Origin of the sequence: Caballeronia sp. S22 (genome assembly GCF_964261745.1) — a bacterium.
GTDB classification, from domain to species: domain Bacteria; phylum Pseudomonadota; class Gammaproteobacteria; order Burkholderiales; family Burkholderiaceae; genus Caballeronia; species Caballeronia jiangsuensis.
The window spans coordinates 2,633,201-2,658,338 of record NZ_OZ180035.1; the positions used below are offsets into that span (position 1 = coordinate 2,633,201).

Annotated in this window: 25 protein-coding genes; 11 read left to right on the plus strand and 14 right to left on the minus strand. The window is 63.3% G+C overall.

The window, feature by feature from the left end:
* Window positions 1-156: 156 nt before the first annotated feature.
* The 3 genes from ACEN42_RS12415 (at window position 157) to ACEN42_RS12425 (ending at window position 2,089) form a co-directional block, all read left to right on the plus strand.
* On the plus strand, window positions 157-879 hold the full coding sequence (locus ACEN42_RS12415; protein ID WP_371880099.1) for a pseudouridine synthase: 723 nt from the start codon (window positions 157-159) through the stop codon (window positions 877-879).
* Window positions 880-949: 70 nt separating this feature from the next.
* The gene (locus ACEN42_RS12420) at window positions 950-1,789 is read left to right on the plus strand and encodes an alpha/beta hydrolase (RefSeq protein WP_371880100.1); all 840 of its coding nucleotides are present in this window, start codon (window positions 950-952) and stop codon (window positions 1,787-1,789) included.
* Between the two features lie 123 nt (window positions 1,790-1,912).
* Complete coding sequence (locus ACEN42_RS12425) at window positions 1,913-2,089, plus strand: hypothetical protein (protein WP_035497911.1); 177 nt, start codon at window positions 1,913-1,915, stop codon at window positions 2,087-2,089.
* Here ACEN42_RS12425 and ACEN42_RS12430 read toward each other — a convergent pair.
* Window positions 2,086-3,099: an NAD-dependent epimerase/dehydratase family protein gene (locus ACEN42_RS12430; protein WP_371880101.1), complete on the minus strand. Its 1,014-nt coding sequence runs from the start codon at window positions 3,097-3,099 to the stop codon at window positions 2,086-2,088. The genes ACEN42_RS12425 and ACEN42_RS12430 overlap by 4 nt on opposite strands.
* An 86-nt stretch (window positions 3,100-3,185) precedes the next feature.
* Here ACEN42_RS12430 and ACEN42_RS12435 point away from each other — a divergent pair, with 86 nt between their 5' ends.
* The 3 genes from ACEN42_RS12435 (at window position 3,186) to ACEN42_RS12445 (ending at window position 6,096) form a co-directional block, all read left to right on the plus strand.
* The gene (locus tag ACEN42_RS12435) at window positions 3,186-4,217 is read left to right on the plus strand and encodes a CDP-6-deoxy-delta-3,4-glucoseen reductase (protein WP_371880102.1); all 1,032 of its coding nucleotides are present in this window, start codon (window positions 3,186-3,188) and stop codon (window positions 4,215-4,217) included.
* Window positions 4,218-4,492: 275 nt separating this feature from the next.
* On the plus strand, window positions 4,493-5,677 hold the full coding sequence (locus tag ACEN42_RS12440; RefSeq protein WP_238295181.1) for an acetylornithine transaminase: 1,185 nt from the start codon (window positions 4,493-4,495) through the stop codon (window positions 5,675-5,677).
* Window positions 5,674-6,096 (plus strand): GNAT family acetyltransferase, encoded by a 423-nt coding sequence (locus ACEN42_RS12445; RefSeq protein WP_371880103.1) that lies wholly within the window; start codon window positions 5,674-5,676, stop codon window positions 6,094-6,096. The genes ACEN42_RS12440 and ACEN42_RS12445 overlap by 4 nt, the downstream gene beginning before the upstream one ends.
* A 672-nt stretch (window positions 6,097-6,768) precedes the next feature.
* Here ACEN42_RS12445 and ACEN42_RS12450 read toward each other — a convergent pair.
* The 7 genes from ACEN42_RS12450 to ACEN42_RS12480 all read right to left on the minus strand — a co-directional run bounded on the left by ACEN42_RS12450 (window position 6,769) and on the right by ACEN42_RS12480 (window position 13,719).
* Window positions 6,769-7,473 carry an ABC transporter ATP-binding protein gene (locus tag ACEN42_RS12450; protein WP_008351154.1) on the minus strand — a complete coding sequence of 235 codons (705 nt, stop codon included), beginning with the start codon at window positions 7,471-7,473 and terminating at the stop codon, window positions 6,769-6,771.
* 17 nt (window positions 7,474-7,490) lie between these two features.
* Entirely contained in the window at window positions 7,491-8,267 is a 777-nt protein-coding gene (locus ACEN42_RS12455) for an ABC transporter ATP-binding protein (RefSeq protein ID WP_371880104.1), read from the minus strand.
* Between the two features lie 15 nt (window positions 8,268-8,282).
* Window positions 8,283-9,452, minus strand: coding sequence for an ABC transporter permease subunit (locus tag ACEN42_RS12460; protein WP_035497905.1), 1,170 nt, complete (start codon window positions 9,450-9,452; stop codon window positions 8,283-8,285).
* A 24-nt stretch (window positions 9,453-9,476) separates the two neighbouring features.
* Window positions 9,477-10,427, minus strand: a complete 951-nt coding sequence (locus tag ACEN42_RS12465) for a branched-chain amino acid ABC transporter permease (protein WP_035497904.1) — start codon at window positions 10,425-10,427, stop codon at window positions 9,477-9,479.
* Between the two features lie 213 nt (window positions 10,428-10,640).
* The gene (locus tag ACEN42_RS12470) at window positions 10,641-11,867 is read right to left on the minus strand and encodes a branched-chain amino acid ABC transporter substrate-binding protein (protein ID WP_371880105.1); all 1,227 of its coding nucleotides are present in this window, start codon (window positions 11,865-11,867) and stop codon (window positions 10,641-10,643) included.
* Between the two features lie 431 nt (window positions 11,868-12,298).
* Complete coding sequence (gene ispH, locus ACEN42_RS12475; RefSeq protein ID WP_238295178.1) at window positions 12,299-13,261, minus strand: 4-hydroxy-3-methylbut-2-enyl diphosphate reductase; 963 nt, start codon at window positions 13,259-13,261, stop codon at window positions 12,299-12,301.
* Between the two features lie 2 nt (window positions 13,262-13,263).
* A complete protein-coding gene (locus ACEN42_RS12480; protein ID WP_035497901.1) occupies window positions 13,264-13,719 on the minus strand; it encodes a peptidylprolyl isomerase in 456 nt (151 codons plus the stop codon).
* Between the two features lie 276 nt (window positions 13,720-13,995).
* Here ACEN42_RS12480 and radC point away from each other — a divergent pair, with 276 nt between their 5' ends.
* The 4 genes from radC (at window position 13,996) to nadB (ending at window position 17,110) form a co-directional block, all read left to right on the plus strand.
* Window positions 13,996-14,670: a DNA repair protein RadC gene (radC, locus tag ACEN42_RS12485; protein ID WP_238210523.1), complete on the plus strand. Its 675-nt coding sequence runs from the start codon at window positions 13,996-13,998 to the stop codon at window positions 14,668-14,670.
* Window positions 14,671-14,914: 244 nt separating this feature from the next.
* Window positions 14,915-15,148: a 50S ribosomal protein L28 gene (gene rpmB / locus ACEN42_RS12490; RefSeq protein ID WP_008351171.1), complete on the plus strand. Its 234-nt coding sequence runs from the start codon at window positions 14,915-14,917 to the stop codon at window positions 15,146-15,148.
* A gap of 11 nt (window positions 15,149-15,159) precedes the next feature.
* Window positions 15,160-15,327: a 50S ribosomal protein L33 gene (gene rpmG, locus ACEN42_RS12495; RefSeq protein ID WP_007180630.1), complete on the plus strand. Its 168-nt coding sequence runs from the start codon at window positions 15,160-15,162 to the stop codon at window positions 15,325-15,327.
* A gap of 184 nt (window positions 15,328-15,511) precedes the next feature.
* On the plus strand, window positions 15,512-17,110 hold the full coding sequence (gene nadB / locus ACEN42_RS12500; RefSeq protein WP_187607332.1) for an L-aspartate oxidase: 1,599 nt from the start codon (window positions 15,512-15,514) through the stop codon (window positions 17,108-17,110).
* Here nadB and nadC read toward each other — a convergent pair.
* The 6 genes from nadC to purN all read right to left on the minus strand — a co-directional run bounded on the left by nadC (window position 17,107) and on the right by purN (window position 23,989).
* Window positions 17,107-17,991 (minus strand): carboxylating nicotinate-nucleotide diphosphorylase, encoded by an 885-nt coding sequence (nadC, locus tag ACEN42_RS12505; protein WP_371880106.1) that lies wholly within the window; start codon window positions 17,989-17,991, stop codon window positions 17,107-17,109. The two genes, nadB and nadC, sit on opposite strands and share 4 nt — an antisense overlap.
* Window positions 17,991-19,118 (minus strand): quinolinate synthase NadA, encoded by a 1,128-nt coding sequence (gene nadA, locus ACEN42_RS12510; protein ID WP_371880107.1) that lies wholly within the window; start codon window positions 19,116-19,118, stop codon window positions 17,991-17,993. The genes nadC and nadA overlap by 1 nt, the downstream gene beginning before the upstream one ends.
* A 119-nt stretch (window positions 19,119-19,237) precedes the next feature.
* Window positions 19,238-20,434: an acyl-CoA desaturase gene (locus tag ACEN42_RS12515; RefSeq protein WP_035497896.1), complete on the minus strand. Its 1,197-nt coding sequence runs from the start codon at window positions 20,432-20,434 to the stop codon at window positions 19,238-19,240.
* A gap of 241 nt (window positions 20,435-20,675) precedes the next feature.
* A complete protein-coding gene (locus ACEN42_RS12520; protein ID WP_371880108.1) occupies window positions 20,676-22,040 on the minus strand; it encodes a mechanosensitive ion channel family protein in 1,365 nt (454 codons plus the stop codon).
* Window positions 22,041-22,043: 3 nt separating this feature from the next.
* The gene (locus ACEN42_RS12525; protein ID WP_187607336.1) at window positions 22,044-23,342 is read right to left on the minus strand and encodes an RsmB/NOP family class I SAM-dependent RNA methyltransferase; all 1,299 of its coding nucleotides are present in this window, start codon (window positions 23,340-23,342) and stop codon (window positions 22,044-22,046) included.
* Window positions 23,339-23,989, minus strand: coding sequence for a phosphoribosylglycinamide formyltransferase (purN, locus tag ACEN42_RS12530; RefSeq protein WP_371880109.1), 651 nt, complete (start codon window positions 23,987-23,989; stop codon window positions 23,339-23,341). Before purN ends, ACEN42_RS12525 begins: the two co-directional genes overlap by 4 nt.
* 150 nt (window positions 23,990-24,139) lie before the next feature.
* On the opposite strand from purN, the gene ACEN42_RS12535 reads away from it, so the two are divergent.
* Window positions 24,140-25,135: a bifunctional riboflavin kinase/FAD synthetase gene (locus ACEN42_RS12535; protein WP_035497892.1), complete on the plus strand. Its 996-nt coding sequence runs from the start codon at window positions 24,140-24,142 to the stop codon at window positions 25,133-25,135.
* The last annotated feature ends 3 nt before the right edge of the window (window positions 25,136-25,138 follow it).

Genomic DNA, 25,138 nt, shown 5'->3' on the forward strand with positions numbered 1-25,138 from the left:
CCCCGGACGCCCCTTCGTCCGAATGCGCATCGCCACGCTCGGCGCCGCCCGCGGTTCGGGCGGCGCTCTTTTTGTATCGCCGATGCGAGACGCGTCCGGCGAACGCGGATCGAAAGCGCGGCTTGCTAGAATGCGCGCTTCAACTCCGCTCATCCGATGGACCTCGAAACCCTCCTCTTCTCCCAAGGCTTCGGGTCGCGCCGCCAGTGCCGCGGCATCGTCGCCGAAGGCCGCGTGCGCATCGCGGGCGTCGTGCGCGACGATCCGCATGCCGAGCTTCCCGTCACGCCCGGTCTCGAATTCGAAGTCGACGATCATCTCTGGCCGTATCGCGAGAAGGCGTACATCGCGCTCAACAAGCCGGCGGGCTACGAATGCTCGCGCGATCCGCAGCATCATCTGAGCGTGTTTCATCTGCTGCCGCCGCAGTTCGTCGAACGCGGCGTACAGTCGGTCGGCCGGCTCGACCAGGACACCACCGGCCTGCTCCTTCTCTCCGATGACGGCGCGTTCGTTCACGCGTTCACGTCGCCCAAACGGAAGGTGCCGAAGGTCTATCTCGCGACCGTGCGCCATCCGCTCGACGATGCACAGCTCTCAAAGCTGCGCGATGGCGTGCTGCTGCACGGCGAGTCGAAACCGAGCGCCGCGCTCGCGGCCGTGCGACGCGACGAGCGGCTCGTCGAACTCACCGTGCTCGAGGGCAAATATCATCAGGTGAAGCGCATGGTCGCGGCCGCCGGGAACCGCGTGGAGAAACTGCATCGCGAGCGGGTGGGCGGTTATGCTTTGCCTGGCACGCTTGCCGAAGGCGCATGGCGCTGGCTCGATGAAGCCGATCTCGCCGCGCTGCGCCGGGAGCCGGATACGACGCCGTAGCTTCGCTTCGAAGCCGCCGCGCCGGATGCATCGCAGCCGTTGTTCGATCACATCGAAGGACGAACCCATCATGCACATCCCGGCGAGACGGCGGTTCATTTCCCTGACGCTCGTCGCGTGCGCGTCCGGCCTCGCCGGTGCGCGGGCGCGCGCGCAGAACGACGAGCAGGCCGATGGCCTCGCCTACGGCGCCGCACCGCGCCAGAAGCTCGACGTGTATGCCCCGCACAGCCGCACGAACGGCGCGCGGCCCGTCGTCGTGTATTTCTATGGCGGGAGCTGGCAAGGCGGCGAGCGCGCGGACGCACGCGGCGTCGCACAGGCGCTCGCGCAGCGCGGCATCGTGACGATCGTGCCGGACTACCGCGTGTATCCCGAAACCATCTTCCCCGGCTTCATCGACGACGCCGCGGCCGCCGTGCGCTGGAGCCGCGAACATGCGCGCGACTTCGGCGGCGATCCCGGCCGTATCGTCGTGATGGGGCATTCCGCGGGCGCGCATATCGCGGCGATGCTCGCGACCGATCCGCGCTATCTCGCGGCGCACGGCATGTCGAAGTCGGAACTGCGCGGGATGATCGGCCTCGCGGGCCCGTATGCGGCCATCCCGCCGCGCGAAGCGCATATGTCGGACATCTTTCCGGAGGCGCTGCGCGGGCAGACGCTACCGATCGACTTCGTCACCGGCCACGAACCGCCGATGCTGCTCGCGACCGGCACCGCCGATACCGTCGTCGATCCGTCGAACAGCACGCGATTCGCCGACGCGTTGCGCGCACACGACGACGCCGTCGAGCTGAAGACCTACGCGGGCCTCGGCCACGTTCAGCTCGTCGATGCGATTTCGGCGGCGCAACGCGCGGGTTCGCCGGTTTTCACGGACGTGCTCGCCTTCATCGACGCGCATTGAGCATGCAAATCGGTGAAAGCCCTCAATGGCGGGCGCTGCGGCGCAGCATGCCTTCCGCCGTCCACACTCATATACTGGTCTTACGGATACCAAAAATGACTATCAAAAAAGCAGGAGGGCATCATGGTCTCCCACTTGACCGTCGCGATGATTGCGTTCGTCGCGCTGAGCGCTGTGCTCATCGGGGTGCTGGCCATCGTCATGCACATGCGCCACAAGTATTCGCCGAATCTCATCGGCGCATTGATCGGCGCGCTGATGTGCTTCGTCCTGCTCGAAACGATCCCGGCGCTGATCTAGCGCCGCGTGGCCGTTTTCAGGAAATCGTCGACCGTTGGATGGCGTAGCGCGTAGCCCAGTTCGCGCTTCAGGCGCGCGTTGGAGAGCCGTCGCGATTCGCGCATGAACGAAAGCGTAACCGGTTCCAGGCGCGCTTCGGCTTCCTGCCGCGAAATGCGCGGCACACGCGGCAGCCCGTACGCATCGGCCACGCGGTCGAAGTAATCCGCCATGCGCAGGTCCGTATCGTCCGAGGCGTTGATGACGCGCTGCGGCCGCCCGCGTGCGAGCGCGCGCAAAAGGATCGCGGCGAGATCGTCGGCGTGAATGTGATTCGTGTAGACATCGTCGGATTCGATGAGCGCGGGCATGCCCTTTTCGATGCGCGCAACTGGCAAGCGATTGGCCGCGTAAATGCCCGGAATCCGCGCGATCGACACGCGCCACCCGCTTCCCACGCCCGCCGCGCGCAGTTGCCGCTCCGCCGAAACGCGCCGTCGCGCACGCTCGTTCTCCGGCCGCGCCGGATGTGTTTCGTCGATCCACGCGCCGGCGCAGTCGCCGTACACGCCGGTCGTGCTGGCGTAGACGAAGCGCGTGCCCGGCCCGGTCCGCCGCTTCGTGGCCGCGCGAAGGCCGTCGGGTACAATGAAAGACGTTTTTCCGGCTCGATCCGGATGCAGCCAGTGAGTCTTTGCGCCGCGCGCCACCGAGCGGCGCGGGCGGCGCAACGCGGCAATCAGCGCGCGCGTGCGACGGTCGGAATCGCCGTCGCGCTGCGGCGGCGCGAGATGCAGCACGTCGCGCGCGAGGCCCGCGAGCCTTCCGAGGCTGCGGCGCAGGTCGAGATCACCGGAAATCGGCGTGGCGCCGGCCGCGCGCAACTCGCCCGCGCGCTCCGGATGATGCGTGAGCGCGACGACGCGGGGCGCGCCGGCACGCGCATGCAGAAGCGGCAGCGCGCGCATGCCGACATCGCCGCACCCGACGATCAGGACACGCGCGCGGCGAAGGTTTCGAGTGGCGATCATCCGGGCATTCTATCCGTCGCCCGAAACCCGCGTGCGGCGTCGAACAAGATGAACGAGACAACTCCACACATCGCAGAAATCGATCTATGGCTTTCAACGTAACGCTCCGGCAAAGCGGCCGGCAGTTTCAAGTAGAACCCGACGAACCGGTCCTGACCGCCGCGCTGCGCCAGGGCATCGGCCTGCCATATGGCTGCAAGAACGGCGCGTGCGGCTCGTGCAAGGGCGCCGTCGTGAGCGGTGAAGTCGAGCAGGCGCCGCATTCTTCGTCGGCGTTGTCGAACGACGAAAAGACCCGCGGCATGGCCCTCTTCTGCTGCGCGACCGCGCAGACCGACCTCGAAATCGACGTGCGCGAAGTCGCGGGCGTCGGCGACGTGCAGGTGAAAAAGCTGCCGTGCCGCGTGAATGCGCTCGAACGCCGTGCCGACGATGTCATCGAACTGAAGCTGCAACTGCCCGCGAACGAGCGCCTGCAGTACTACGCGGGCCAGTACATCGAATTCATCCTGAAGGACGGCAAGCGCCGCAGCTATTCGATGGCGAGCCCGCCGCATCACGAAGGCCCGCTCGAACTGCACATCCGCCACATGCCCGGCGGCACGTTCACGGATCACGTGTTCGGCGCGATGAAAGAGCGCGACATCCTGCGCTTCGAGGGCCCGCTCGGCACGTTCTTCCTGCGCGACGAATCCGACAAGCCGATCGTGCTGCTGGCGTCGGGCACCGGCTTCGCGCCGATCAAGGCGATCATCGAGCATGCGGTGTTCAAAAACCTGAACCGCCCGATGACGCTCTACTGGGGCGGCCGCCGCAAGAAGGATCTCTACATGATGGAGCTCGCCGCGCAATGGTCGAAGGACATCCCGAACTTCACGTTCGTGCCGGTGCTCTCCGAACCCGACGCCGACGACAACTGGACGGGCCGCACGGGCTTCGTTCATCGCGCTGTCATCGAAGATCTGCCAGACTTGAGCAGCTATCAGGTGTACGCGTGCGGCGCGCCCGTGATGGTGGAATCGGCGCAGCGCGATTTCACGCAGCATCATCGCCTGCCGGAGGACGAGTTCTACGCGGATTCGTTCACGAGCGCGGCGGATCTGGCGCATCCCGTGTGATGTTGCACGTAGTCCGCACGCGGACAAAAAATCCGCGTGCGCGGTTTACAGGCAGCAACCGCTTAACGTATCCTTCGCGAATGATCAAAATCCTGAACGCACTTCGACGTCGCCGCTCGCCGCTTCCCTAGGGATGCCGCTGGCTCGTCATGCATTGCGCTCACGGTTCGGTTTGTTCGAAGCGTACGAAATGAAGCCACGGAAATCCGTGGCTTTTGTTTTTTCCGCATCGTTTTCCTCTTTCTCTCGCACTAGCCTTCGTGGAGCCCGCTGTCATGAATTTCAATGAGTACCCCGTTGATTCGCTGATGTACATCACGAACCGTCCCGAGATCGTGTTCACGCACGGCAAAGGTTCCTGGCTCTACGACAACACGGGCAAGCGCTATCTCGACTTCATCCAGGGCTGGGCCGTCAACTCGCTCGGCCACTGCAACGAAGGCATGATCGAGGCGATGGAAAAGCAGGCGCGCACGCTGATCAATCCTTCGCCGGCGTTCTACAACGCGCCGATGGCGCAGCTCGCCGGGCTCCTCACCGCGAACAGCTGCTTCGACAAGGTGTTCTTCGCCAACAGCGGCGCCGAAGCGAACGAAGGCGCGATCAAGCTCGCGCGCAAGTGGGGCAAGAAGTTCAAGAACGGCGCGTTCGAGATCATCACCTTCGATCACAGCTTCCACGGCCGCACGATCGCGACGATGTCCGCGAGCGGCAAGGCTGGCTGGGACACGATCTACGCGCCGCAGGTGCCGGGCTTTCCGAAGGCCGATCTCAACGACATCGCTTCGGTCGAGAAGCTCATCAACGAGAAGACCGTCGGCGTGATGCTCGAGCCGATCCAGGGCGAAGGCGGCGTGATTCCCGCGACGCGCGAATTCATGCAGCAACTGCGCGAGCTGACGAAGAAGCACAACATCCTTCTGATCGTCGATGAAGTGCAAAGCGGCTGCGGCCGTGCGGGGACGTTGTTCGCGTACGAGTTGTCGGGCGTCGAGCCGGACATCATGACGCTCGGCAAGGGCATCGGCGGTGGCGTGCCGCTCGCGGCGCTGCTGTCGAAGGCCGATGTCGCGTGCTTCGATGCGGGCGATCAGGGCGGCACCTATAACGGCAATCCGCTGATGACGGCAGCCGGTTACTCGGTGATCTCGCAACTCGTTGCGCCGGGCTTCCTCGAAGGAGTGCGCGAGAAAGCCGCGTATCTGCGGCAGGAACTGTTGAAACTGTCCGACGAGCGCGGCTTCAAGGGCGAGCGCGGCGAAGGCCTGTTGCGCGCGCTGCTGCTCGATAGCGACAAGGGTCCGCAGATCGTTGAGAAGGCGCGCCTGATGCAGCCCGACGGCCTGTTGCTCAACGCCGCGCGTCCGAACCTGCTGCGCTTCATGCCGGCGCTCAACGTGACGAAGGACGAGATCGATCAGATGATGACGATGCTGCGTTCGGTGCTCGATTCGCTGTGATCATCCGTAGCTTCGATGCAGGCGATCGCGATGCGGTGATCGCCCTGTGGCGCGATGTGTTTCCGGAGTACGCGGATGCATCGCGGCCGCAGCGCGATCCTGCGTTGTCGATCGCCAACAAGATGAAGATGCAGCCGGAGCTGTTCTTCGTCGGTGCAGTTGATGGCGAGGTCATCGGCACGGTGATGGCCGGGTATGACGGTCACCGCGGGTGGGTGTATTCGCTGGCCGTCACGCCATCGCTTCGTGGGCGCGGTCATGGCCGCGCGTTGATGATGCACGCGGAAGCTGTGTTGACGAAACTTGGCTGTCCGAAGGTGAATCTGCAGATTCTGTCGGTTAAGACCGAGTTGCGTGGGTTCTACGAAAAGCTCGGGTATCGGATGGATGAAGTCGTGAGTCTCGGCAAGCGGCTTTGAACAGCGTTTCGATTGAGTCGGCTCGGGTTCGGAGGTCGCCGGATCCCGTTTTCGTGTCGGTTTATTAGCACTGCCCCTCCCCGGGGCGGGGGTCACTTTCTTTGCTGCTGCAAAGAAAGTAACCAAAGAAAGCAGCTAGTCACCGCCCGCGGTCACACGCACGTTGGCCATGCTTGCCAGCCCGCGGTGGCACTCGCCTAAGTGTCGCCCCCAAAGGCCCAACCGGGCTTGGCTCGCGCACGGTCTGACGAGCTAGACGTTTTAGCGCGCTGGTTCAGCACCAAAGAGCTTCGGCACAGCGCTGCGCGCTGCCGCCGGGTATGCAAGGGAAACCATCGAAGACGAAGCGTACGCACACCCGATTGACCCATCGGCCGCGAAGCGGGCCGGAGCTATTCGGTGCTGAACCAGTTTGTTCTGTGGTGCGATGAGTCAGACCGTGCGCGATCCAAGCCCTTGTCTGCTTGTGGGGGCACTCGCTATTGCCGGGCCATTAGGCCAATCGCCTGTGCCGCGGCCGGTGTGAAGTGCTTAGGCTGGGGAGAGCTGTTTCTTTGGTTACTTTCTTTGCAGCAGCAAAGAAAGTAACTGCCGCCCCGCACAGGGGCAGCGCCAATAGACCAACACGATAATGGGATCCGGCGGAATCACGCGTAGCCGAACGACCGCCCCTTACTCCCCCAGATAAGCCGCTCTCACCTTCGGATCATCGAGCATGACCTTCGCGTCGCCGGACATCGTCACCGTGCCCGAATCCATCACATAACCGCGATTCGCCGCCTGCAACGCGAGACGCGCGTTCTGCTCCACGAGCAGCACAGTCAGCCCTTCCTTCGAGATCTCCCGCACCACTTCGAAGATCTTCTCGACCATGATCGGCGAGAGCCCCATCGACGGCTCATCGAGCAAGAGCAGCTTCGGACGCGAAAGCAGCGCACGCGCCATCGCGAGCATCTGCTGTTCACCGCCCGAGAGCGTGCCCGCATACTGCGACGCGCGTTCCTTCAGACGCGGAAAGAAGCCGAACATGCGCTCGGTGTCTTTCTGGATGCCATCGGAATCGTTGCGCAGATACGCGCCCATCTGCATGTTTTCAAGAATCGACATGCGCGCGAAAATGCCGCGGCCTTCCGGCACCATCGCGAGGCCGCGCTTGAGCAGTTCATGCGTCGGCACGCCCTTGATCGACTGGCCCATGTACTCGATATCGCCACCCGAGTACGGCTTGAGGCCCGTGATGGCCTTCATCGTCGTGGTCTTGCCCGCGCCGTTCGCGCCGATCAGCGTAACCAGTTCGCCCTGCCCGACTTCCAGATCGACACCCTTCACCGCCTGGATGCCGCCGTAGTTCACCTGCAAACCCTTGACCTTCAACATTGCGCTTGTGGTCGCCATTAGTGCACCCCCGCACCCAGATATGCCTCGATCACCTTCGGGTCCTTCTGCACGTCCTGCGGCAGACCTTCGGCGATCACCTTGCCGTAATCGAGCACCGTCATGCGGTTGCACAATCCCATCACGAGTTTCACGTCGTGTTCGATCAACAGAATCGTCTTGCCGTCCGAACGGATCTTGTCGAGCAGACGCGTGAGTTCGACCTTCTCCGTCGCGTTCATGCCGGCGGCAGGTTCGTCGAGCGCGAGCAGCTTCGGATCGGTGGCCAATGCGCGTGCGATCTCCAGACGCCGCTGGTGACCGTACGACAGATTGCGCGACGTGTAGTCCGCGTACTGCAGCACGCCGACGTATTCGAGCAGTTCGAGCGCGCGCTCCTTGATCTCGCGCTCTTCACGGCGCTCGGCGGGCGTCTGGAACACCGCGCCGATCAGACCGTGCTTCGTGCGCACGTGACGGCCGACCATCACGTTTTCGAGCGCCGTCATGCCGCCGAACAAGCGAATGTTCTGGAACGTGCGCGCGATGCCCGCCTTCGCCACCTGGTACACCGCCGTCGGCGTATATGCCTGGCCATCGAGCTTGAACTCGCCCGAATCCGGCGTGTAGAGACCGGTGATCACGTTGAAGAACGTCGTTTTGCCGGCGCCGTTCGGGCCGATCAGACCGTAAATCGTGCCTTCTTCGATCTGAAGGCCCACATCCGACAAAGCCTGCAAGCCGCCGAAGCGCTTGTTGACGCCCTTGACGGAAAGTCGTATTTGCTTTTCGCTCATGTTCTGATCTCCGCCTTATGCGCGCACCGGCTTCTTGCCGCTGCGCTTCGCGATCTTCGCGATTTTGTCTTCGTGTTTCGCGGCGGGCCACAGGCCTTCCGAGCGATACAGCATGATCAGCACCATCGCCAGACCGTAGAGCAGCTGACGGATGACTTCGGTATCGACGATCTGATGGCCGAAGATGGCGTTTTGCAGCGGGCCCATCGTCGAGCGCAGGAATTCGGGGAACACGGCGAGCAGCACCGCGCCGAGAATCACGCCCGGAATGTGGCCCATGCCGCCCAGCACCACGCACGCCAGCACGACGATCGATTCCCAGAAGGTGAACGATTCCGGCGACACGAAGCCCTGGAACGCGCCGAACATCGCGCCCGAGAGACCGCCGAACGACGCGCCCATCGCGAACGCGAGCAGCTTCACGTTACGGGTGTTGATGCCCATCGCCTTCGCGGCGATTTCGTCTTCGCGGATCGCGGCCCATGCGCGGCCGATACGCGAGTGCTGAAGGCGCGTACACACCCAGATCACGAACAGCGCGCACAGCACGAACAGGTAGTAGTACATGTACACCGACGGGAACTTCATGCCGAAGAACTCATGCGTCTGCGACAGGTTGAAGCCCAGCACCGTCACCGGATCGATGCCCGTGATGCCCTTCGGACCGTTCGTGATGTTCACCGGACGATCGAGGTTGTTCATGAAGATCCGGACGATTTCCCCGAACCCCAACGTCACGATCGCGAGGTAGTCGCCGCGCAGACGCAGCGTCGGTGCGCCGAGCAGCACGCCGAAGGTCGCCGCGAGCGCCATCGCGCACGGCACGATGATGAGGAACGGCACATGCAATCCGCCGGGCGCGAGATGCGCGATCCATTCGAATTGCGTGGTCAGTTGCGGCGACGACAGCAGCGCCGCGACATACGCGCCCACCGCGTAGAACGCGATGTAGCCCAGGTCGAGCAGGCCGGCGAAACCGACCACTACGTTCAGGCCGAGCGCGAGCATCACGTAGAGCATCGCGAAGTCGAGCACGCGGACCCAGTAGTTGCCGCCCGCTGCACCGATGACCATCGGCGCAGCGATCACGAAGATCGCGGTGATGACGCCGACGACCAGCGTCTTCGTCATGTTCTTCTCGGGGATGAGCGTCGTGGACGGCTCGATAGGTTGAATCGAAGTCATTTTTATGAGCTCCTCACACGGTCTTTAAGCGCGGTCCGCGACACGTTCGCCGAGCAGACCCGACGGACGGAACACGAGCACGATGATCAGCACGATGAACGCGAACACGTCCTGGTAGTTGGATCCGAAGACGCCGCCCGTCAGGTTGCCGATATAGCCAGCGCCCAACTGTTCGATGAGGCCGAGGAGCACGCCGCCGACCATCGCGCCGCCGAGGTTGCCGATACCGCCCAGCACCGCCGCCGTGAACGCCTTCAGGCCGGGAATGAAGCCCATGTAGAAGTGGGCGTTGCCGTATTCCGACGCGATCATCACACCGGCCAGAGCAGCCAGCGCCGAGCCGATCATGAAGGTCGCGGAGATCACGAAGTTCGGGTTCACGCCCATGAGGGACGCGTTGGCCGGGTTCTCGGCGATGGCGCGCATCGCGCGGCCGAGCTTCGTCTTGTGCACGAGGAGCAGCAAGCCGGCCATCACGATGAACGCGACGACGATGATCACGATTTCGGTCATCGAGATCACGGCGCCCGGACGGGTTTCGTCGGCGGCGATCACGTTAATCGGATCGGTCGGCAGGAGCTGCGGGAACGCCAGCGGATTGCGGCCCCAGATCATCATCGCGACGGTCTGCAACAGAATCGATACGCCGATCGCGGTGATCAGCGGCGCGAGACGCGGCGCCTTGCGCAGCGGCCGGTACGCGACTTTTTCGATCGTGTAGCCGACGAGCGCGCAAACCACTGCGGCGACCACGAGCGCGATCGTCAGCATGATCGGCCCGGGCAAGCCGGGAACGTGATTCTGCATGACGCCGATGGCCGAGAGCGCAACCATCGCGCCCACCATCAGCACGTCGCCGTGCGCAAAGTTGATGATGCCGAGAATGCCGTACACCATCGTATAGCCGAGTGCGATGATGGCGTAGACGCTGCCAAGCACCAGACCGTTGAGGATCTGCTGGATGAAAATATCCATTTAAAGCTCCTTAGCCCCGTGCGATTCGATTACGCCTTTATCACCGGCCGATAAACCGGTGGGAAGCGAAATCTGAAGCGGCACTGCGCGTACTTTTTAAAAAACCGGTAAAGGTTGAGCGCCGATCGTCCGCCCGCCGCCGGATGAGGCTGCGAGCGTTTCACGGACGGATACGAAAACAGCGCCGCCGGATAGCTGGCGCCGCCAGACTGCCTACTGCTTGACGACGTCGAGTACGTCCTTCTTCTTATCCTTGAAGTCGTACAGCGTGATCGTCCCCGCCTTCAGATCGCCCTTGTCGTCGAATGCGATATGCCCCGTCAGACCGTTGTAGTCGGTCGAGGCGATCGCAGCGAGGACTTTGGGCGCTTCGATGGAGTTCGCACGCTTCATTGCATCGACGATCACGTACATCGCGTCATACGTGAACGGCGCGTAAATCTGCACCGGCGTGTGGAAGCGTGCTTCGTACTTCTTTTCGAAGTCCGCTCCCTTGTCCATCTTCGAAAGCGCGAGTCCCGCTTCCGAGCAGATGATGTTTTGCACGGCATCGCCGGCGAGTTCGGCCACCTTGTCGGTGCAGACGCCGTCGCCAGCGAGAATCTTCGCCTTGATGCCGAGCGCCGCCGCTTCCTTGGCGAAGGGGCCGCCCGTCACGTCCATGCCGCCGTACATCACGACGTCCGGCTGGATGCGCCTGATCTTCGTGAGAATCGCCTTGTAATTGCGGGCCTTCTCGGTGGTCGCCTCGCGCGCGGCGACCTTCACCCCGCCAGCCTGCACCGACTTCACGAATTCGTCGGCCAGTCCGCGGCCATAGGCGGACGCATCATCCACCACGACGACCTTCTTCGCATGCAGCGTCTTCATCGCGTAGCTGGCCAGCACCGGGCCTTGCAGCGCGTCGGTCGCCACGACGCGAAACGTCGTCTTGTAACCTTGCTTCGTGTATTCCGGGTTCGTCGTCGAAGGCGAAATCTGCGCGATGCCCGCGTCGCTGTAGATTTTCGACGCCGGGATCGACACGCCCGAGTTCATGTGACCGATCACCGCGATCACGTGGTCGTCGACGAGCTTCTGCGCGGCTTCGGTGCCGACGCGCGGATCGGCTGCATCGTCCAGGCCGTCGAGCACGAGGCGGATGGAATGCCCGTCGATCGTCAAACCCTGCGCGCTGATCTCTTCCAGTGCCAGACGCGCGCCATTTTCATTGTCTTTACCGAGGTGGGCCTGCAAGCCCGTCAGAGGCGCGACATGACCGATCTTCACGACGGTTGCTTCACTCGCCGGCACGGAAGCCGGCGTGAACGCGGCCGCCACCGCGGCGGAGCTCGCCGCCGACGCTGCCGTGCTCGCCCCGCCTTCGTCCTTCTTGCCGCATGCAGTTGCCATTGCAACCGCAGCCGCGATGGACACGGCGTGAGCAAACTTGAATCGCATCAAATAGGTCTCCTGCGCCTCTAAAAACAGTCGTCGTGAACGCTTCTGGCCTCAAGACGCGCGCATTGTAACGCTAAATATGAGACGAGCAATATTCTTGCGTGGCGGGGTTTTCCAGCATTGCAACCACCATTTCCCGGCTATTTTTCCGCAAAAGCGCAACCGGGTTGCGATTCGATTTTGTGCAGTAGTTGCACCATAACGAAAACAGGTTTATTCGGCCGGAATGCCAGGGTTACGTTTGCTTATCGGATTTACGGGCAAACCCTTAAGCGATTTAGAAGAAAACGCCTTACTGGCGCGCGCCCTCAAACGGTGCACAAGCTTCGTTTCGTATCTCGCCCAAGGGTTCCTTTTCGCGCGTCGCGCGGCTTTATTTCGGGCGAAAAAAAAAAGCGCCGGAGGCGCTTTTTCTGAAGACTCTGCCGGATTCACTGCGGCAACGACAGCCCGCGCGGCAGCGGAAACGAGATCGTCTCCTCGATGCCTTCGAGCGAGCGCACGTTGCGCACGCCGAGTTCGCGCAAGCGCGCGATCACGGCCTGAGCCAGCACTTCCGGCGCCGATGCGCCCGCCGTCACGCCGATGCGCTTCTTGCCCTCGACCCAGCGCGGATCGATCTGCGTCGGCGAATCCACCATATAGGCGGGGATGCCGCGCTTCTCGGCGACTTCGCGCAGACGGCTCGAATTCGAGCTGTTCGGGCTGCCGACGACGATCACGACATCGCATTGCGGCGCGAGAAACTTCACCGCGTCCTGGCGGTTCTGCGTCGCATAGCAGATGTCCTGCTTCTTCGGTTCCTTGACGTCCGGGTACTTGTTCTTGAGCGCGTCGATGATCGCGGAGGCGTCGTCGACCGAAAGCGTCGTCTGCGTGACGTACGCGATGCGCTGCGGATCGGGCAGATCGAGCTTCAGCACGTCCTCGATATCTTCGACGAGATGCATGCCCTCGCCCGACTGACCCATCGTGCCTTCGACTTCCGGATGTCCCTTGTGGCCGATCATCACGATGTCGAAGCCCTCCTGACGCATCTTCGCGACTTCGATGTGCACCTTGGTCACGAGCGGGCAGGTTGCATCGAACACGCGCAGGCCGCGCGCCTCGGCTTCGCCGCGCACCGCCTTCGAGACGCCGTGCGCGCTGAAAATCAGCGTGGCGCCTTCGGGCACGTCCGACAGTTCTTCGATGAAGATCGCGCCTTTCTTGCGCAAATCCGCGACGACATAGGCGTTATGGACGATCTCGTGACGCACGTAGATCGGCGCGCCGAACAGCTTGATCGCGCGCTCGACGATTTCGATCGCGCGATCGACGCCCGCGCAGAACCCGCGCGGCTGCGCGAGCAGGATTTCGACGTCGGTCTGAACTTCGTTGAGGCTTTCAATCATGGTTACAAAATTCCGATGATTTTCACTTCGAAGACGAGCGCCTGGCCCGCGAGCGGGTGGTTGAAGTCGAACAGCGCCGCGGTCTCGCCGACTTCCTTCAGCACGCCCGCGTAGCGTCCGCCGCCCGGCGCGTTGAATTCGACGAGATCGCCGGGAGAAAAATCCTCGCCGATCATGCTGTTTTCGCGCAGCGTCGCGAGCGACACCCACTGGACGAGCTCCGGATTGCGCGGCCCGAACGCCTGGTCGGGCGTTAGCTGAAAGGTCGAATGGTGGCCGACCTTCAGCCCCAGCAAAATCTCTTCCAACGGTTCCGCGAGCTGGCCTGCACCGAGCAGGAGCGTCGCGGGCTTGTCCGTGAACGTGTTGACGATGTCAGCACCGTCGGCGAGCGCGAGCCGGTAATGAAGCGTGACGTGCGAACCGGGTTTCACCTCGGAGATATCGATGATGCTCATGAGTATTGGATGTGGCCGTTCGTTTGAAGGCAGGGCGCGGGCCCGGCATGGGGCGGCTCTTCGGCGCGAGGCAGCGAACCGCGCGGCGCCGGTGCGAACCGGACGCCAAAACCGCTATTGTAAGACAGAGTTGTGTCGTGACGCGTCACGGGGCCGTGTCCTGCGTGCGCCGGCACGCGCGACAAGACGTCCCGGAGGGCCGCGATGAACGCCGATCTGCGACTCGTGAAGGCGCCCGCCTCGCCCGACGACGACATCGCCAAGGTCGCGCCCTTCATGTCCATCCGCAAATGGGCGCGCGCCGACCGTCCGCGCGAACGCCTGCTCGATACCGGTCCCGCATCGCTGTCGGACGCGGAACTGTTCGCATTGTTCCTGCGCACCGGTGTCTCCGGTGTGACGGCCGTCGATGTGGCGCGCCAGCTCTTGCGCCGCTTCGGATCGCTGCGCGGCGTGCTCGACGCGTCGGCCGCGGAGTTGCGCGAGCAGCATGGCATCGGGCCGGCTCGCGCCGCGACCCTCCTGGCCGTTTCCGAACTCTGCCGGCGAGCGCTCGCGGAGAAAGCGCGCGATCGCGAGCTGTTGAACGCGCCGGGCGCGGTCGAGGACTATCTGCGGCTCTTGATCGGCACGCGGCCGTACGAGGTGTTCATCTGCCTGTATCTGGACGCGCGTCATCAGTTGCTGCACGCGGAAGAGTCGGCGCGCGGCTCGCTCACGCGGGTCGCGGTGTATCCGCGCGAGATCGTCCGGCGCGCGCTCACCCTGAACGCGGCGGGGCTCATCGTCGCGCATAATCATCCTTCAGGCGGCGTCGATCCGAGCGCGAACGACCGGCGGCTGACCAAGACGCTGCAGGACGCCCTGACGCTGATCGATGTGCGGCTGCTCGATCACATCGTCGTGGCCGCGAACGAAGTGTTCTCGTTCGCGCGGCACGGCTGGCTGTGATCGAAAAGACCATAAATGGTTTGATATTGCAGCGTTTTTCCTGTTACAATCCGCGTTTGCTTTTCTCAACCCACCTGTTCTGGGTACGGTTCATCCTAGGATGAACTGAGCGCAGTCCTCATTGGCATAACCGTGCTGCCAAGTCCCCGATCGGCAAATTGGGCGATAAGAGGCATCGAACTGGAAGCGAGTGCTTCGATTCGAGCGTTCCACTCAGACTTAACGTGTATTTAGGAGTGTCCTCATGGCACGCGTATGCCAAGTAACTGGGAAAGGCCCGATGTCGGGCAACAACGTTTCCCACGCAAACAACAAGACCAAGCGTCGTTTCCTGCCGAACCTGCAGAACCGCCGTTTCTTCGTTGAAAGTGAAAATCGCTGGGTCCGTCTGCGCGTCTCGAACGCCGGCCTGCGCCTGATCGACAAGAACGGTATTGACGCCGTGCTCGCAGACCTGCGCGCACGCGGTGAAATCTAAGGAGCACGCAAATGGCCAAGGGCGCACGCGACAAGATCAAGCTGGAATCGACCGCAGGCACGGGTCACTTCTACACGACGACCAAGAACAAGCGCAACATGCCGGAAAAGATGCTGATCAAGAAATTTGATCCCGTCGTCCGCAAGCACGTTGAGTACAAGGAAACCAAGATCAAGTAACTCTTGATTTAGAGATTCCTGTACGAAGACAGCAAAAAGCCCCGCAAACGCGGGGCTTTTTGTTTTTCGGCGCTCTTTTCACGCGCTTTACACACGATCGTGCGGGGGTTTTCACTGTCACCGAGTGTTCATGCGGGTTATGCTTGCCGGCTATCGAAGAGAACACGGACGGAGAACCGGCAGCATGAATTTCGATGTAGCGATCGTAGGGAGCGGACTCGCGGGTCTGAGCGTCGCGCTGAATCTGGCTGAAACGCGGCGCGTCGCGATCCTCGCGAAGCGCGCGGTGAGCGTCGGCGCGAGCGATTGGGCGCAGGGCGGCATCGCGGCCGTGCTGGATTCGGCCGACAGCGTCGACAACCACGTCGACGATACGCTCGTGGCCGGCGGCGGCCTGTGCGACGAAGCCGCGACGCGCTTCATCGTCGAGAATGGACGCGCGGCGATCGAATGGCTCATTAACGAAGGCGTGCCCTTTACGCGCGATGTCTCAGCCGAGCTCGGCTTCCATCTGACGCGCGAAGGCGGCCATAGCCATCGACGGATCATCCACGCGGCGGACGCGACCGGCCACGCCGTCGTCACGACGCTCGGCGAACGCGTGCGCAATCATCCGAACATCACCGTACTCGAAGATCATTACGCGATCGATCTGATCACCTCGGACCGTCTCGGGCTGCCGGGGCATCGCTGCCACGGACTCTACGCGCTCGATCTAAACAGCGGCCGCACCGTGACGATTCAGGCGCCGCACACCGTCCTGGCGACGGGCGGCGCGGGCAAAGTCTATCTCTACACGACGAACCCCGACACCGCGACCGGCGACGGTATCGCGATGGCGTGGCGCGCCGGCTGCCGCGTCGCGAACATGGAGTTCATCCAGTTCCATCCGACGTGTCTTTTTCACCCCTACGCGAAGTCGTTCCTCATCTCCGAGGCGGTGCGCGGCGAAGGCGGTGTCCTGCGCCTGCCCGACGGAACGCGTTTCATGCCCGCGCACGACGAGCGCGCCGAACTCGCGCCACGCGATATCGTCGCGCGGGCGATCGATTTCGAAATCAAGAAGCGCGGCATCGACTGCGTGTATCTCGACATCAGCCACCAGCCGCGCGCCTTTCTCGAAGAGCACTTTCCGACGATTCTCGCGCGCTGCCGCGAATTCGGCATCGATATCACGAAGCAGCCGATTCCGGTCGTGCCCGCCGCGCATTACACGTGCGGCGGCGTCGTCAGCGATCTCGCGGGGCGCACGGACCGTCCGGGGCTGTATGCGGTCGGCGAGACGTCGTACACGGGTCTGCACGGCGCGAACCGGCTCGCGAGCAATTCCCTGCTCGAATGCCTCGTGATCGGCCGCGCGGCCGCGCAAGCGATCGAAGCCGACGGATTCTCGAACGGCTGTCACGCCGAATTGCCCGACTGGGACGAAAGCCGCGTGTCCGATCCGGACGAGGAAGTCGTCGTCGCGCACAACTGGGATGAACTGCGGCGTCTGATGTGGAACTACGTGGGCATCGTGCGCACGGACAAGCGCCTCGCGCGCGCGCAACATCGGCTTGCGCTCTTGCGCGACGAGATCCACGAGTATTACGCGAACTTCAAGGTGAGCCGCGATTTGCTGGAGCTGCGCAATCTCGTCGATGTGGCTTCGCTGATCGTCGAAAGCGCGTGCTCGCGGCGCGAGAGCCGCGGTCTGCACTACAGCCGCGACTGGCCCGAGACTTTGCCGAAGGCGCTGCCGACGGTACTGATGCCGCCGGTCGCGCGCCGCACGAGTATTTAAAGCAACCGCATCGAGAAATCGGTCGCGCGCACGTCCTTCGTGAGCGCGCCGATCGAGATGCGATCGACGCCGGTTTCCGCGATCGCGCGGACCGTGTCGAAGTTCACGCCGCCCGACACTTCGAGCAACGCGCGGCCCGCCGTGATGCGCACGGCATCGCGCATCGTCTCGAGCGTGAAGTTGTCGAGCAGGATCGATTCGGCCCGATGCGCCAACGCCGTTTCGAGTTGCTCCAGCGTTTCCACTTCGATCTGAATCGGCACGCCCGCACTCAGCGCGAGCGCCGCGTCCATCGCCGCGCCGACACCGCCGGCCGCCGCGATGTGGTTTTCCTTGATCAAGATGCCGTCGTAGAGCGCGAGCCGCTGGTTCGCGCCGCCGCCCACGCGCACCGCGTACTTCTGCGCGAGCCGCAGGCCCGGCAGCGTCTTGCGCGTATCGAGGATGCGCGCGCGCGTGCCTTCGATCGCCTCCACGTAACGGCGCGTCGCGGTCGCGACGCCCGAGAGCAGTTGCAGGAAATTGAGACCGTTGCGCTCCGCCGTCAGCAGCGAACGCGCGGGGCCGTTCAGCAGCACGACGGGCGAATTCGCGGCCATGCGATCGCCTTCGCGATACTTCCATTCGACTTCGATCGACGGATCGACGCGACGCATCACTTCATCGAACCACGGCACACCGCACAGCACCGCTTCCTCGCGCACGATGATGCGAGCGGTGCGTCGCGCGTCGGCGGGCACGAGACGGCCGGTGTGATCGACAGCGCCGACATCTTCATCGAGCGCATCGACGACATTGCGCACGAGCGCCGCGTCGAATGCCTGGCCGTACTGGGCGCGGATCTCGTCGAAAATCGGCGCATAGAACACGGAACCCGCCATCACGCGGCCCCCACATTCGTGAACAAGGTCGCGTCTTTCGCCAGATCGCCGCTGGCCTGCACGCGCTTCTTGTGACGCGCGGCAAAGTCGAGCATGCGGTCGATCGGCACGCGCGCGCGCAGCCCGATAGCCGGATCGACGTGGATTTCGTTGTGACCACGTTCCAGGACATCGGCAAGGTTCGCCAGGCCGTTCATCGCCATCCACGGGCAGTGCGCGCAGCTCTTGCAGGTCGCGCTGTTGCCGGCGGTCGGCGCTTCGATGAAAGTCTTGCCCGGCGCGGCGAGCCGCATCTTGTGCAGGATGCCGAGATCCGTCGCGACGATGAAACGTTTTGCGTCGAGCTTCACGGCGGCATCGATCAGTTGCGTGGTCGAGCCGACCACATCCGCGAGCGCCACGACCGCTTCCGGCGATTCCGGATGCACGAGGATTTTCGCGTCGGGATATTCGTTACGCAGCAGGTCGAGTTCGATGCCCTTGAACTCGTCGTGGACAAGACACGAACCTTGCCACAGCAGCATGTCCGCGCCGGTCTTCTTCTGGATGTAACCGCCGAGGTGACGGTCGGGCGCCCAAAGAATCTTTTCGCCGCGCGCGTGGAGATCGGCGACGATCTCCAGGCCGATCGACGAGGTAACCATCCAGTCCGCGCGCGCCTTCACGGCAGCGCTCGTGTTCGCATACACGACGACGGTACGGTCTGGATGCGCATCGCAGAACGCGGAGAACTCGTCGGCGGGGCAGCCGAGATCGAGCGAGCATGTCGCGTCGAGATCGGGCATCAGCACGCGCTTGTCCGGACTCAGGATCTTGGCGGTCTCGCCCATGAAGCGCACGCCCGCGACGACCAGCGTCTTCGCTGCGTGATCACGTCCGAAACGCGCCATTTCCAGCGAATCGGCGACGCAGCCGCCGGTTTCATCGGCCAGTTCCTGCAGTTCGGCATCGACATAATAATGCGCGACCAGAACCGCCTCTTCCCGCTTCAGCAGGGCGCGAATGCGTTCCTTCAACTCGCGCTTCCGCTCGGCCGATGGCGCGTCCGGCACGCGTGCCCACGCCTCGCCCACCCCACACGTCAGGCCTTGCGGCCGGTCGTACTCGACGCTCCTGATCGCTTCCATGTCTCCTATCCCCACTCGCTGCTTAAGCAAAACGAAATGCGAAAATCGGCCGCCAAAAAACAAAGACCCCGCCAGAGCGGGGTCTTGTGACGTTCTTAAATTTTAACGGATATCGCGCGTCAGGCGTAGCGGCGCAGACGCAATGCGAAATCCTGCAGCGCCTTGATGCCGCTCTCTTCCGCGCGATGGCACCAGTCCTGCAATTGCGTGACCAGTTGCTCGCGCGATGCATTGGAGCGGTCCCACATCGCCGACAGGTCCTTGCGCAGTTCGATGAACGTACGCAGTTTCTGGTTGTCCGAGGTCAGTTCCGGCAATTGCTTGAGTTGCGGCTCGTTCAGGCCGTCCTCTTCCTTGTGGAACCAGCCGCGCGCGCCACGCATCAACTGATACTTCTCGCGCGCGCCGGCTTCCTTCAGCTTCGCCAGTTCCTGCGCGTAGGCGCGTTTGAGCGCCTTGCCGTAACGCGCCATCACTTCGTAGCGGTTCGACAGCACGGCCTGCAACGTGTCCTGATCCACGACTGCCTTGCTCGCGGCGAGCTTCGGCGTCGGCGCAACCTTTTTCACCTTCGCGAGGCCGACCATGGACATCAGGCGGATATACATCCAGCCGATGTCGAATTCGTACCACTTGCTCGACAGCTTCGCCGAGGTCGCGAACGTGTGGTGATTGTTATGCAGCTCTTCGCCGCCGATCAGAATGCCGAGCGGGAAGATGTTGGTCGACGCATCCGCCGAGTTGAAGTTGCGATAGCCCCAGAAGTGCGCGAGACCGTTGACGACGCCAGCCGCCCAGAACGGAATCCAGATCATCTGCACGGCCCACACCGACAGCCCGACGATGCCGAACAGCGCGACGTCGATCACCATCATGACGCTGATGCCGAGAATCGGGTAACGCGTGTAGACGTTGCGCTCCATCCAGTCGTTCGGCGTGCCGTGACTGAACTTGCGCATCGTTTCTTCATTTTTCGCTTCCGTGCGATAGAGTTCCGCGCCTTCGAGCAGCACCTTCCAGATGCCGCGCGTCTGCGGGCTGTGCGGATCTTCCTCGGTTTCGCACTTCGCGTGGTGCTTGCGGTGGATCGCCGCCCACTGACCGGTCAGCATGCCCGTGGTCATCCACAGCCAGAAGCGGAAGAAATGGCTCGCGACGGGATGCAGATCCAGCGCGCGGTGCGCCTGGCACCGGTGCAGATAGATAGTGACGCCGGCGATGGTGACGTGAGTCATCGCAAGCGTGAACAGCAGAATCTGCCACCAGGAAAAGTCGAGCAATCCGTTGGCGAGAAATTCGAGGGAAGAATTCAGCAAGGCAGTTTACCTGTGTAGCTGTGAAATTCGGGAAAAATGGCCAGTCAAAACTGACTTCGGGCAACTTGTTGTGCACGTGAAAGGAACGTGCGCAGGTTCGATCGCATTCTACTTCATGCGTTCCAAGTCTTTGTCCTAAAGGTGAAATTTTTTGAATCGTACCAAAACGAGGGAAATCTCACGCCCCGAATTGGTGTTGGTTCACCGGCCAAATCGAAAGATCGATCCTGTCGATCCGCAATCAGGCGACAGGCGCAACGCCTGGGTCGCCATGTTCGGCATTTAGTACCGATTTGCCGGTCATTTGGCCGGCGTCATCGACAATCCTTATTTCGCGCTGCGCGTACGGGATTTCAATACCATGCTCGCAGAATAGCCGCCAAACTGCACGGTTTACCTGCGACTTTACGCCGCCCGTGCCCTTCGCGGCCTCCTCGATCCAGAAACTCAGCTCCAGATTGATGCCGTCCGCGCCGAAACTCGCAAGCAGTGCGGCGGGCGCCGGGTCCTGCAGCACGCGCTCCACGCCCTGCGTCGCATCGACGAGCAATTGCATCGCTCGTTCGACGTCGCAGCGGTAACTCACCTGCACCGCGATCTTCGCGTTGCCGCGCGTGAGGAACGACGAGTGGTTCTGTACTACGTCGGTGATGAGTTTTTCGTTCGGAATCAGCGTTTCGATGCCGTCCAGCCCGCGCACGACCGTATAGCGCGTGCGGATCTGCGTAACCGTGCCCTGACTTCCGCTGACATTGATCATGTCACCTAGCCGCAAGGAGCGGTCCAGCAGAATGATGAAGCCCGACACGTAATTGCTCGCGATCTTCTGCAAGCCGAACCCGAGCCCGACGCCGAGCGCGCCGCCGAACACGCCGAGCACCGTGATGTCGATCCCGACGATCGACAGGCTCACAAGAATCGCGGCGAGAATCATCAGCGCCCGGCCGACGCGCGCGAGCACCACCTTGAGATTCGCATCGAGCGAGCGGGCGCGCATCAGGCGATCGTCGAGCAGCGCGCCCGCCCACATCGCGACAATCAGCGTCACGCACACCCACAGCACGCCCGAGGCGAGCGAGAGAAGTGTCATGTGCGCATTCGCGAAATTGAAGCGCACGCTCGCCATCCAGTGCACGACGTCGTCTTGAATGCCCATCACGGTGAGCACCATCGCGATCCAGACGATCACCGTCACGAGCTTCTCGAACAGATAGAGCAGCGCGTTCGCCTCGTGCTCCGCCTGGCCGCGGCTGAACACGCGCCGCGCGACATAGAGCATCGTATAGATGACGGTGATGCCGCACAGCGGCACGAGCGAGAGACGCAGGAACGATGTATGGATGAACGGCGCCAGCACGACCTGCGCGATCGACACGAAAATCGTGCCGAGCAACGGAAACAACGCCTTGTTGAGACTTTCCGCGCCGAAACGCACGGCTTCGAAGCGCGACTGGCGGCGCGCATCGAGCTTCTTGCGAAGCAGACGCGCGCACCACCAGGCGACCAAGAGCAGGCCGAGCAGCACCGCCACCTGCCAGATCACTTCCGGCTCGCCGAAATCGCGGAAGAGCCGCGCGGAGAGTTCGCTCAGGAAGTGGTTCTGCATTGCTTACGCGGTTTCTTCGGCCGCTTTCGGTGCTTTCGCGGCGTCTGGAACGCGCTCCAGCACCGCGGCGAAGAAGCCGTCCGTGCCGTGCTTGTGCGGCCAGAGCGACAGAAACTCGCCCGTGTCCAGATCGATGCGCTGCTCCGCCAGCACGTCGCGCGCGGGCACGACGCGGAAGTTCGGATGCGCTTCGAGGAACTGCTTCACGACGTTTTCGTTTTCGGCTTCGAGCATCGAGCACGTCGCGTAGACGAGACGGCCGCCGACTTTCACGAGACGCGCGGCGCTCGTCAGGATCGACAGCTGTTTGGGCGTGAGCTCCGCGACGGTCGCGGGCGACTGGCGCCACTTAAGGTCGGGATTGCGGCGCAGGGTGCCGAGGCCGGAGCACGGCGCATCGACGAGCACGCGATCGATCTTGCCCGCGAGGCGCTTGATCTTCGCGTCGTGCTCGCTGTCGATCAGCACCGGATTCACATTCGAAAGCCCGCTGCGCGCCAGACGCGGCTTCAGCTTGGCGAGACGGCGATCGGACACGTCGAACGCGTAGAGACGGCCGGTCGAGCGCATCATCGCACCGAGCGCGAGCGTCTTGCCGCCCGCACCGGCGCAAAAGTCCACGATCATCTCGCCACGGCGCGGCGCCATCAGCGAGCAGAGCAACTGGCTGCCTTCGTCCTGCACCTCGATCCAGCCTTCCTGAAACGGTGCGAGACGCGTCAGCGCCGGCTTGCCGTCGACGCGAACGCCGAACGGCGCGAACGGCATTTCGCCCGCGTCGATGCCCGCTTCGGTCAGCGCCTTCAGCGCGGCTTCACGGGTTGCCTTGATCGGATTCACGCGCAGATCGAGCGGCGCGGGATAGTTCAGCGCCGCGGCAAGCTGCGCGAGTTCTTCGGGCGCGAAGCGTTTGCCCATCGCGTCGTAGATCCACTGCGGCAGGTTCGTGCGTACGCGCACCGGCAGGCTCGCCGGATCGATCTTCGAGACTTGCGCGAGCCATTGATACTCGTCCGCCGATACGAACGGCTTCAGCGCAGAGAGGCCGGCGGTCTGCATCAGCCCGAGCAGCGCGAGACGGCGCGCCTGATTGCCGCTGCCGCTTTCCGCGAGGTGAGAAAACTCCATCTTCCGGCGCAGCACGGCGAAGACAGCCTCGGCGATCACGCCGCGCTCGCCGTGTCCGAGCTTCGGATGCGCGCGGAAGAAGCGGCTCGTCGCGGCATCGGCGGGGCCGGAAAAGCGGAGCACATCCGCGAGCAGAGTTTCGGTTTGTCCGATCAGAAATCCATGCAGCCTCATACGCCCTCCCCGGCAATGTCGGCAAAGAGCCATTGCGGCTCAGACGGCGCGAGGGCGACACGTTCGCCCTCGATAGATAAACGCCCTTCGATAAACCAGCGCACCGCGCGCGGATAGATGTCGTGCTCGACCTTCAGCACGCGCGCGGCGAGCGCCGCGGCATCGTCGCCGGCGACGACCGGCACCGCGCCTTGCGCGACGATCGGCCCGTGATCGAGCGTCGGCGTGACGAAATGCACGCTCGCGCCATGCACGCGCACGCCGGCGTCAAGCGCCTGCTGATGCGTGCGCAAGCCCGGAAAACTCGGCAGCAGCGACGGATGAACGTTGAGCATGCGCCCCGCGTATTTCGCGACGAAGGCGTCCGTCAGCACGCGCATGAAGCCCGCCAGCACGACGAGATCCGGTTCGAAACGATCGATTTCCTGCGCGAGCGCGGCATCGAACGATTCGCGCCCATCGAACTTACGATGATCCACCACTTTGGTTTCGATGCCGTTCGCGGCCGCGAAGCCTAATCCGGCGGCATCGGGCCGATTTGAAATGACCGCGCAGATGCGGGCTGGCCAGCCATCGCGGGCGCACGCACGCACGACGGCCTCCATGTTGCTCCCGCGTCCGGAGATCAGAATGACGATTTTTTTCATCCGCGGATTTTATCATTCGAAGGGGGCGAAAATCGTGCCAAACTGGGTTGGTTAAGCGTCGAGCCGGGCCGCTCGCGCCCCTCCTCCCGTGCGAGCGTTTATAATCTAACGCTTTGCAGCATCAGCCCCTCCCATCGACCATCGCCTATCGTGAGAGTCTTTCGCGGCCTCCCCAATGCCGAAAGCCGGGCGCCCTGCGCACTGACCATCGGCAATTTCGACGGTGTCCATCGCGGTCACCAGGCGCTGCTCGCGCACGTGCGGGCCGCCGCCGACGCGCGCGGCCTGCCGGTCTGCGTGATGACCTTCGAGCCGCATCCCCGCGAGTTCTTCAATCCGGCGGGCGCGCCGCCGCGTATCGCGATGCTGCGCGACAAGCTCGAAGCGCTGCGCACCAACGGCGTCGATCGCGTGGTGGTCGAGCATTTCAACAAGACGTTCGCGGGACAGTCGCCCGACACCTTCGTGAAGAACGTCATCGTCGATGGCCTGCATGCGCGCTGGGTCATGGTCGGCGACGACTTCTGCTACGGCGCGAAACGCGCGGGCAACTTCGATTCCCTGAAAGCCGCCGGCGAAAAGTACGGCTTCGAGGTCGAGCAGATGGCCACGGTCGCGCATCCGAACGGCGCGCGCATTTCATCGTCGTCGGTGCGGGCGTCGCTCGTCGCGGGCGATCTCGACGCGGCGCAAGTCGCGCTCGGGCGCCCCTACATCATCAGCGGGCACGTCGTGCACGGCGCGAAGCTCGGCCGCGATCTCGGCTTTCCCACGCTGAATCTGCCGATCGCGCACAAGCGGCCGGCGCTCGCGGGCATTTTCGTGGTGCGCGTGCACGGTCTCGCCGACGAACCGCTGCCCGCGGTCGCGAGCCTCGGCCTGCGTCCGACCGTCGACGATTCCGGCCGCGTGCTGCTCGAAGTCTTCGTGCTCGACTGGCACGGCGACGCGTACGGCAAGCTCGTGCGTGTCGAATTCCTGAAGAAGCTGCGCGACGAGGAGAAGTACGTCGACCTCGAAACGCTGTCCGCCGCGATCGCCAAGGATGTCGACAACGCACGCGCGTATTTCGGCCTTCCGCCCGCGAGCAACGCCGGCAGCCGCGCCACCGGCTTCGCCATTTCGGCGACCGACCGAATTAGGTGAGCG

What these genes read in the sequence shown, in the direction of transcription:
- ACEN42_RS12460 (WP_035497905.1), bottom strand. Translation starts at nt 9,452, where the DNA reads ATGACTTCGATTCAACCTATCGAGCCGTCCACGACGCTCATCCCCGAG.
- ACEN42_RS12525 (WP_187607336.1), bottom strand. Translation starts at nt 23,342, where the DNA reads ATGAGGCTGCATGGATTTCTGATCGGACAAACCGAAACTCTGCTCGCG.
- ACEN42_RS12465 (WP_035497904.1), bottom strand. Translation starts at nt 10,427, where the DNA reads ATGGATATTTTCATCCAGCAGATCCTCAACGGTCTGGTGCTTGGCAGC.
- nadC (WP_371880106.1), bottom strand. Translation starts at nt 17,991, where the DNA reads ATGGCGGGTTCCGTGTTCTATGCGCCGATTTTCGACGAGATCCGCGCC.
- ACEN42_RS12440 (WP_238295181.1), top strand. Translation starts at nt 4,493, where the DNA reads ATGAATTTCAATGAGTACCCCGTTGATTCGCTGATGTACATCACGAAC.
- ACEN42_RS12415 (WP_371880099.1), top strand. Translation starts at nt 157, where the DNA reads ATGGACCTCGAAACCCTCCTCTTCTCCCAAGGCTTCGGGTCGCGCCGC.
- purN (WP_371880109.1), bottom strand. Translation starts at nt 23,989, where the DNA reads ATGAAAAAAATCGTCATTCTGATCTCCGGACGCGGGAGCAACATGGAG.
- ACEN42_RS12425 (WP_035497911.1), top strand. Translation starts at nt 1,913, where the DNA reads ATGGTCTCCCACTTGACCGTCGCGATGATTGCGTTCGTCGCGCTGAGC.
- ACEN42_RS12435 (WP_371880102.1), top strand. Translation starts at nt 3,186, where the DNA reads ATGGCTTTCAACGTAACGCTCCGGCAAAGCGGCCGGCAGTTTCAAGTA.
- nadA (WP_371880107.1), bottom strand. Translation starts at nt 19,118, where the DNA reads ATGGAAGCGATCAGGAGCGTCGAGTACGACCGGCCGCAAGGCCTGACG.
- rpmG (WP_007180630.1), top strand. Translation starts at nt 15,160, where the DNA reads ATGGCCAAGGGCGCACGCGACAAGATCAAGCTGGAATCGACCGCAGGC.
- ACEN42_RS12470 (WP_371880105.1), bottom strand. Translation starts at nt 11,867, where the DNA reads ATGCGATTCAAGTTTGCTCACGCCGTGTCCATCGCGGCTGCGGTTGCA.
- ACEN42_RS12430 (WP_371880101.1), bottom strand. Translation starts at nt 3,099, where the DNA reads ATGATCGCCACTCGAAACCTTCGCCGCGCGCGTGTCCTGATCGTCGGG.
- radC (WP_238210523.1), top strand. Translation starts at nt 13,996, where the DNA reads ATGTCCATCCGCAAATGGGCGCGCGCCGACCGTCCGCGCGAACGCCTG.
- ACEN42_RS12420 (WP_371880100.1), top strand. Translation starts at nt 950, where the DNA reads ATGCACATCCCGGCGAGACGGCGGTTCATTTCCCTGACGCTCGTCGCG.
- ACEN42_RS12520 (WP_371880108.1), bottom strand. Translation starts at nt 22,040, where the DNA reads ATGCAGAACCACTTCCTGAGCGAACTCTCCGCGCGGCTCTTCCGCGAT.
- ACEN42_RS12450 (WP_008351154.1), bottom strand. Translation starts at nt 7,473, where the DNA reads ATGTTGAAGGTCAAGGGTTTGCAGGTGAACTACGGCGGCATCCAGGCG.
- nadB (WP_187607332.1), top strand. Translation starts at nt 15,512, where the DNA reads ATGAATTTCGATGTAGCGATCGTAGGGAGCGGACTCGCGGGTCTGAGC.
- ACEN42_RS12455 (WP_371880104.1), bottom strand. Translation starts at nt 8,267, where the DNA reads ATGAGCGAAAAGCAAATACGACTTTCCGTCAAGGGCGTCAACAAGCGC.
- ispH (WP_238295178.1), bottom strand. Translation starts at nt 13,261, where the DNA reads ATGATTGAAAGCCTCAACGAAGTTCAGACCGACGTCGAAATCCTGCTC.
- rpmB (WP_008351171.1), top strand. Translation starts at nt 14,915, where the DNA reads ATGGCACGCGTATGCCAAGTAACTGGGAAAGGCCCGATGTCGGGCAAC.
- ACEN42_RS12480 (WP_035497901.1), bottom strand. Translation starts at nt 13,719, where the DNA reads ATGAGCATCATCGATATCTCCGAGGTGAAACCCGGTTCGCACGTCACG.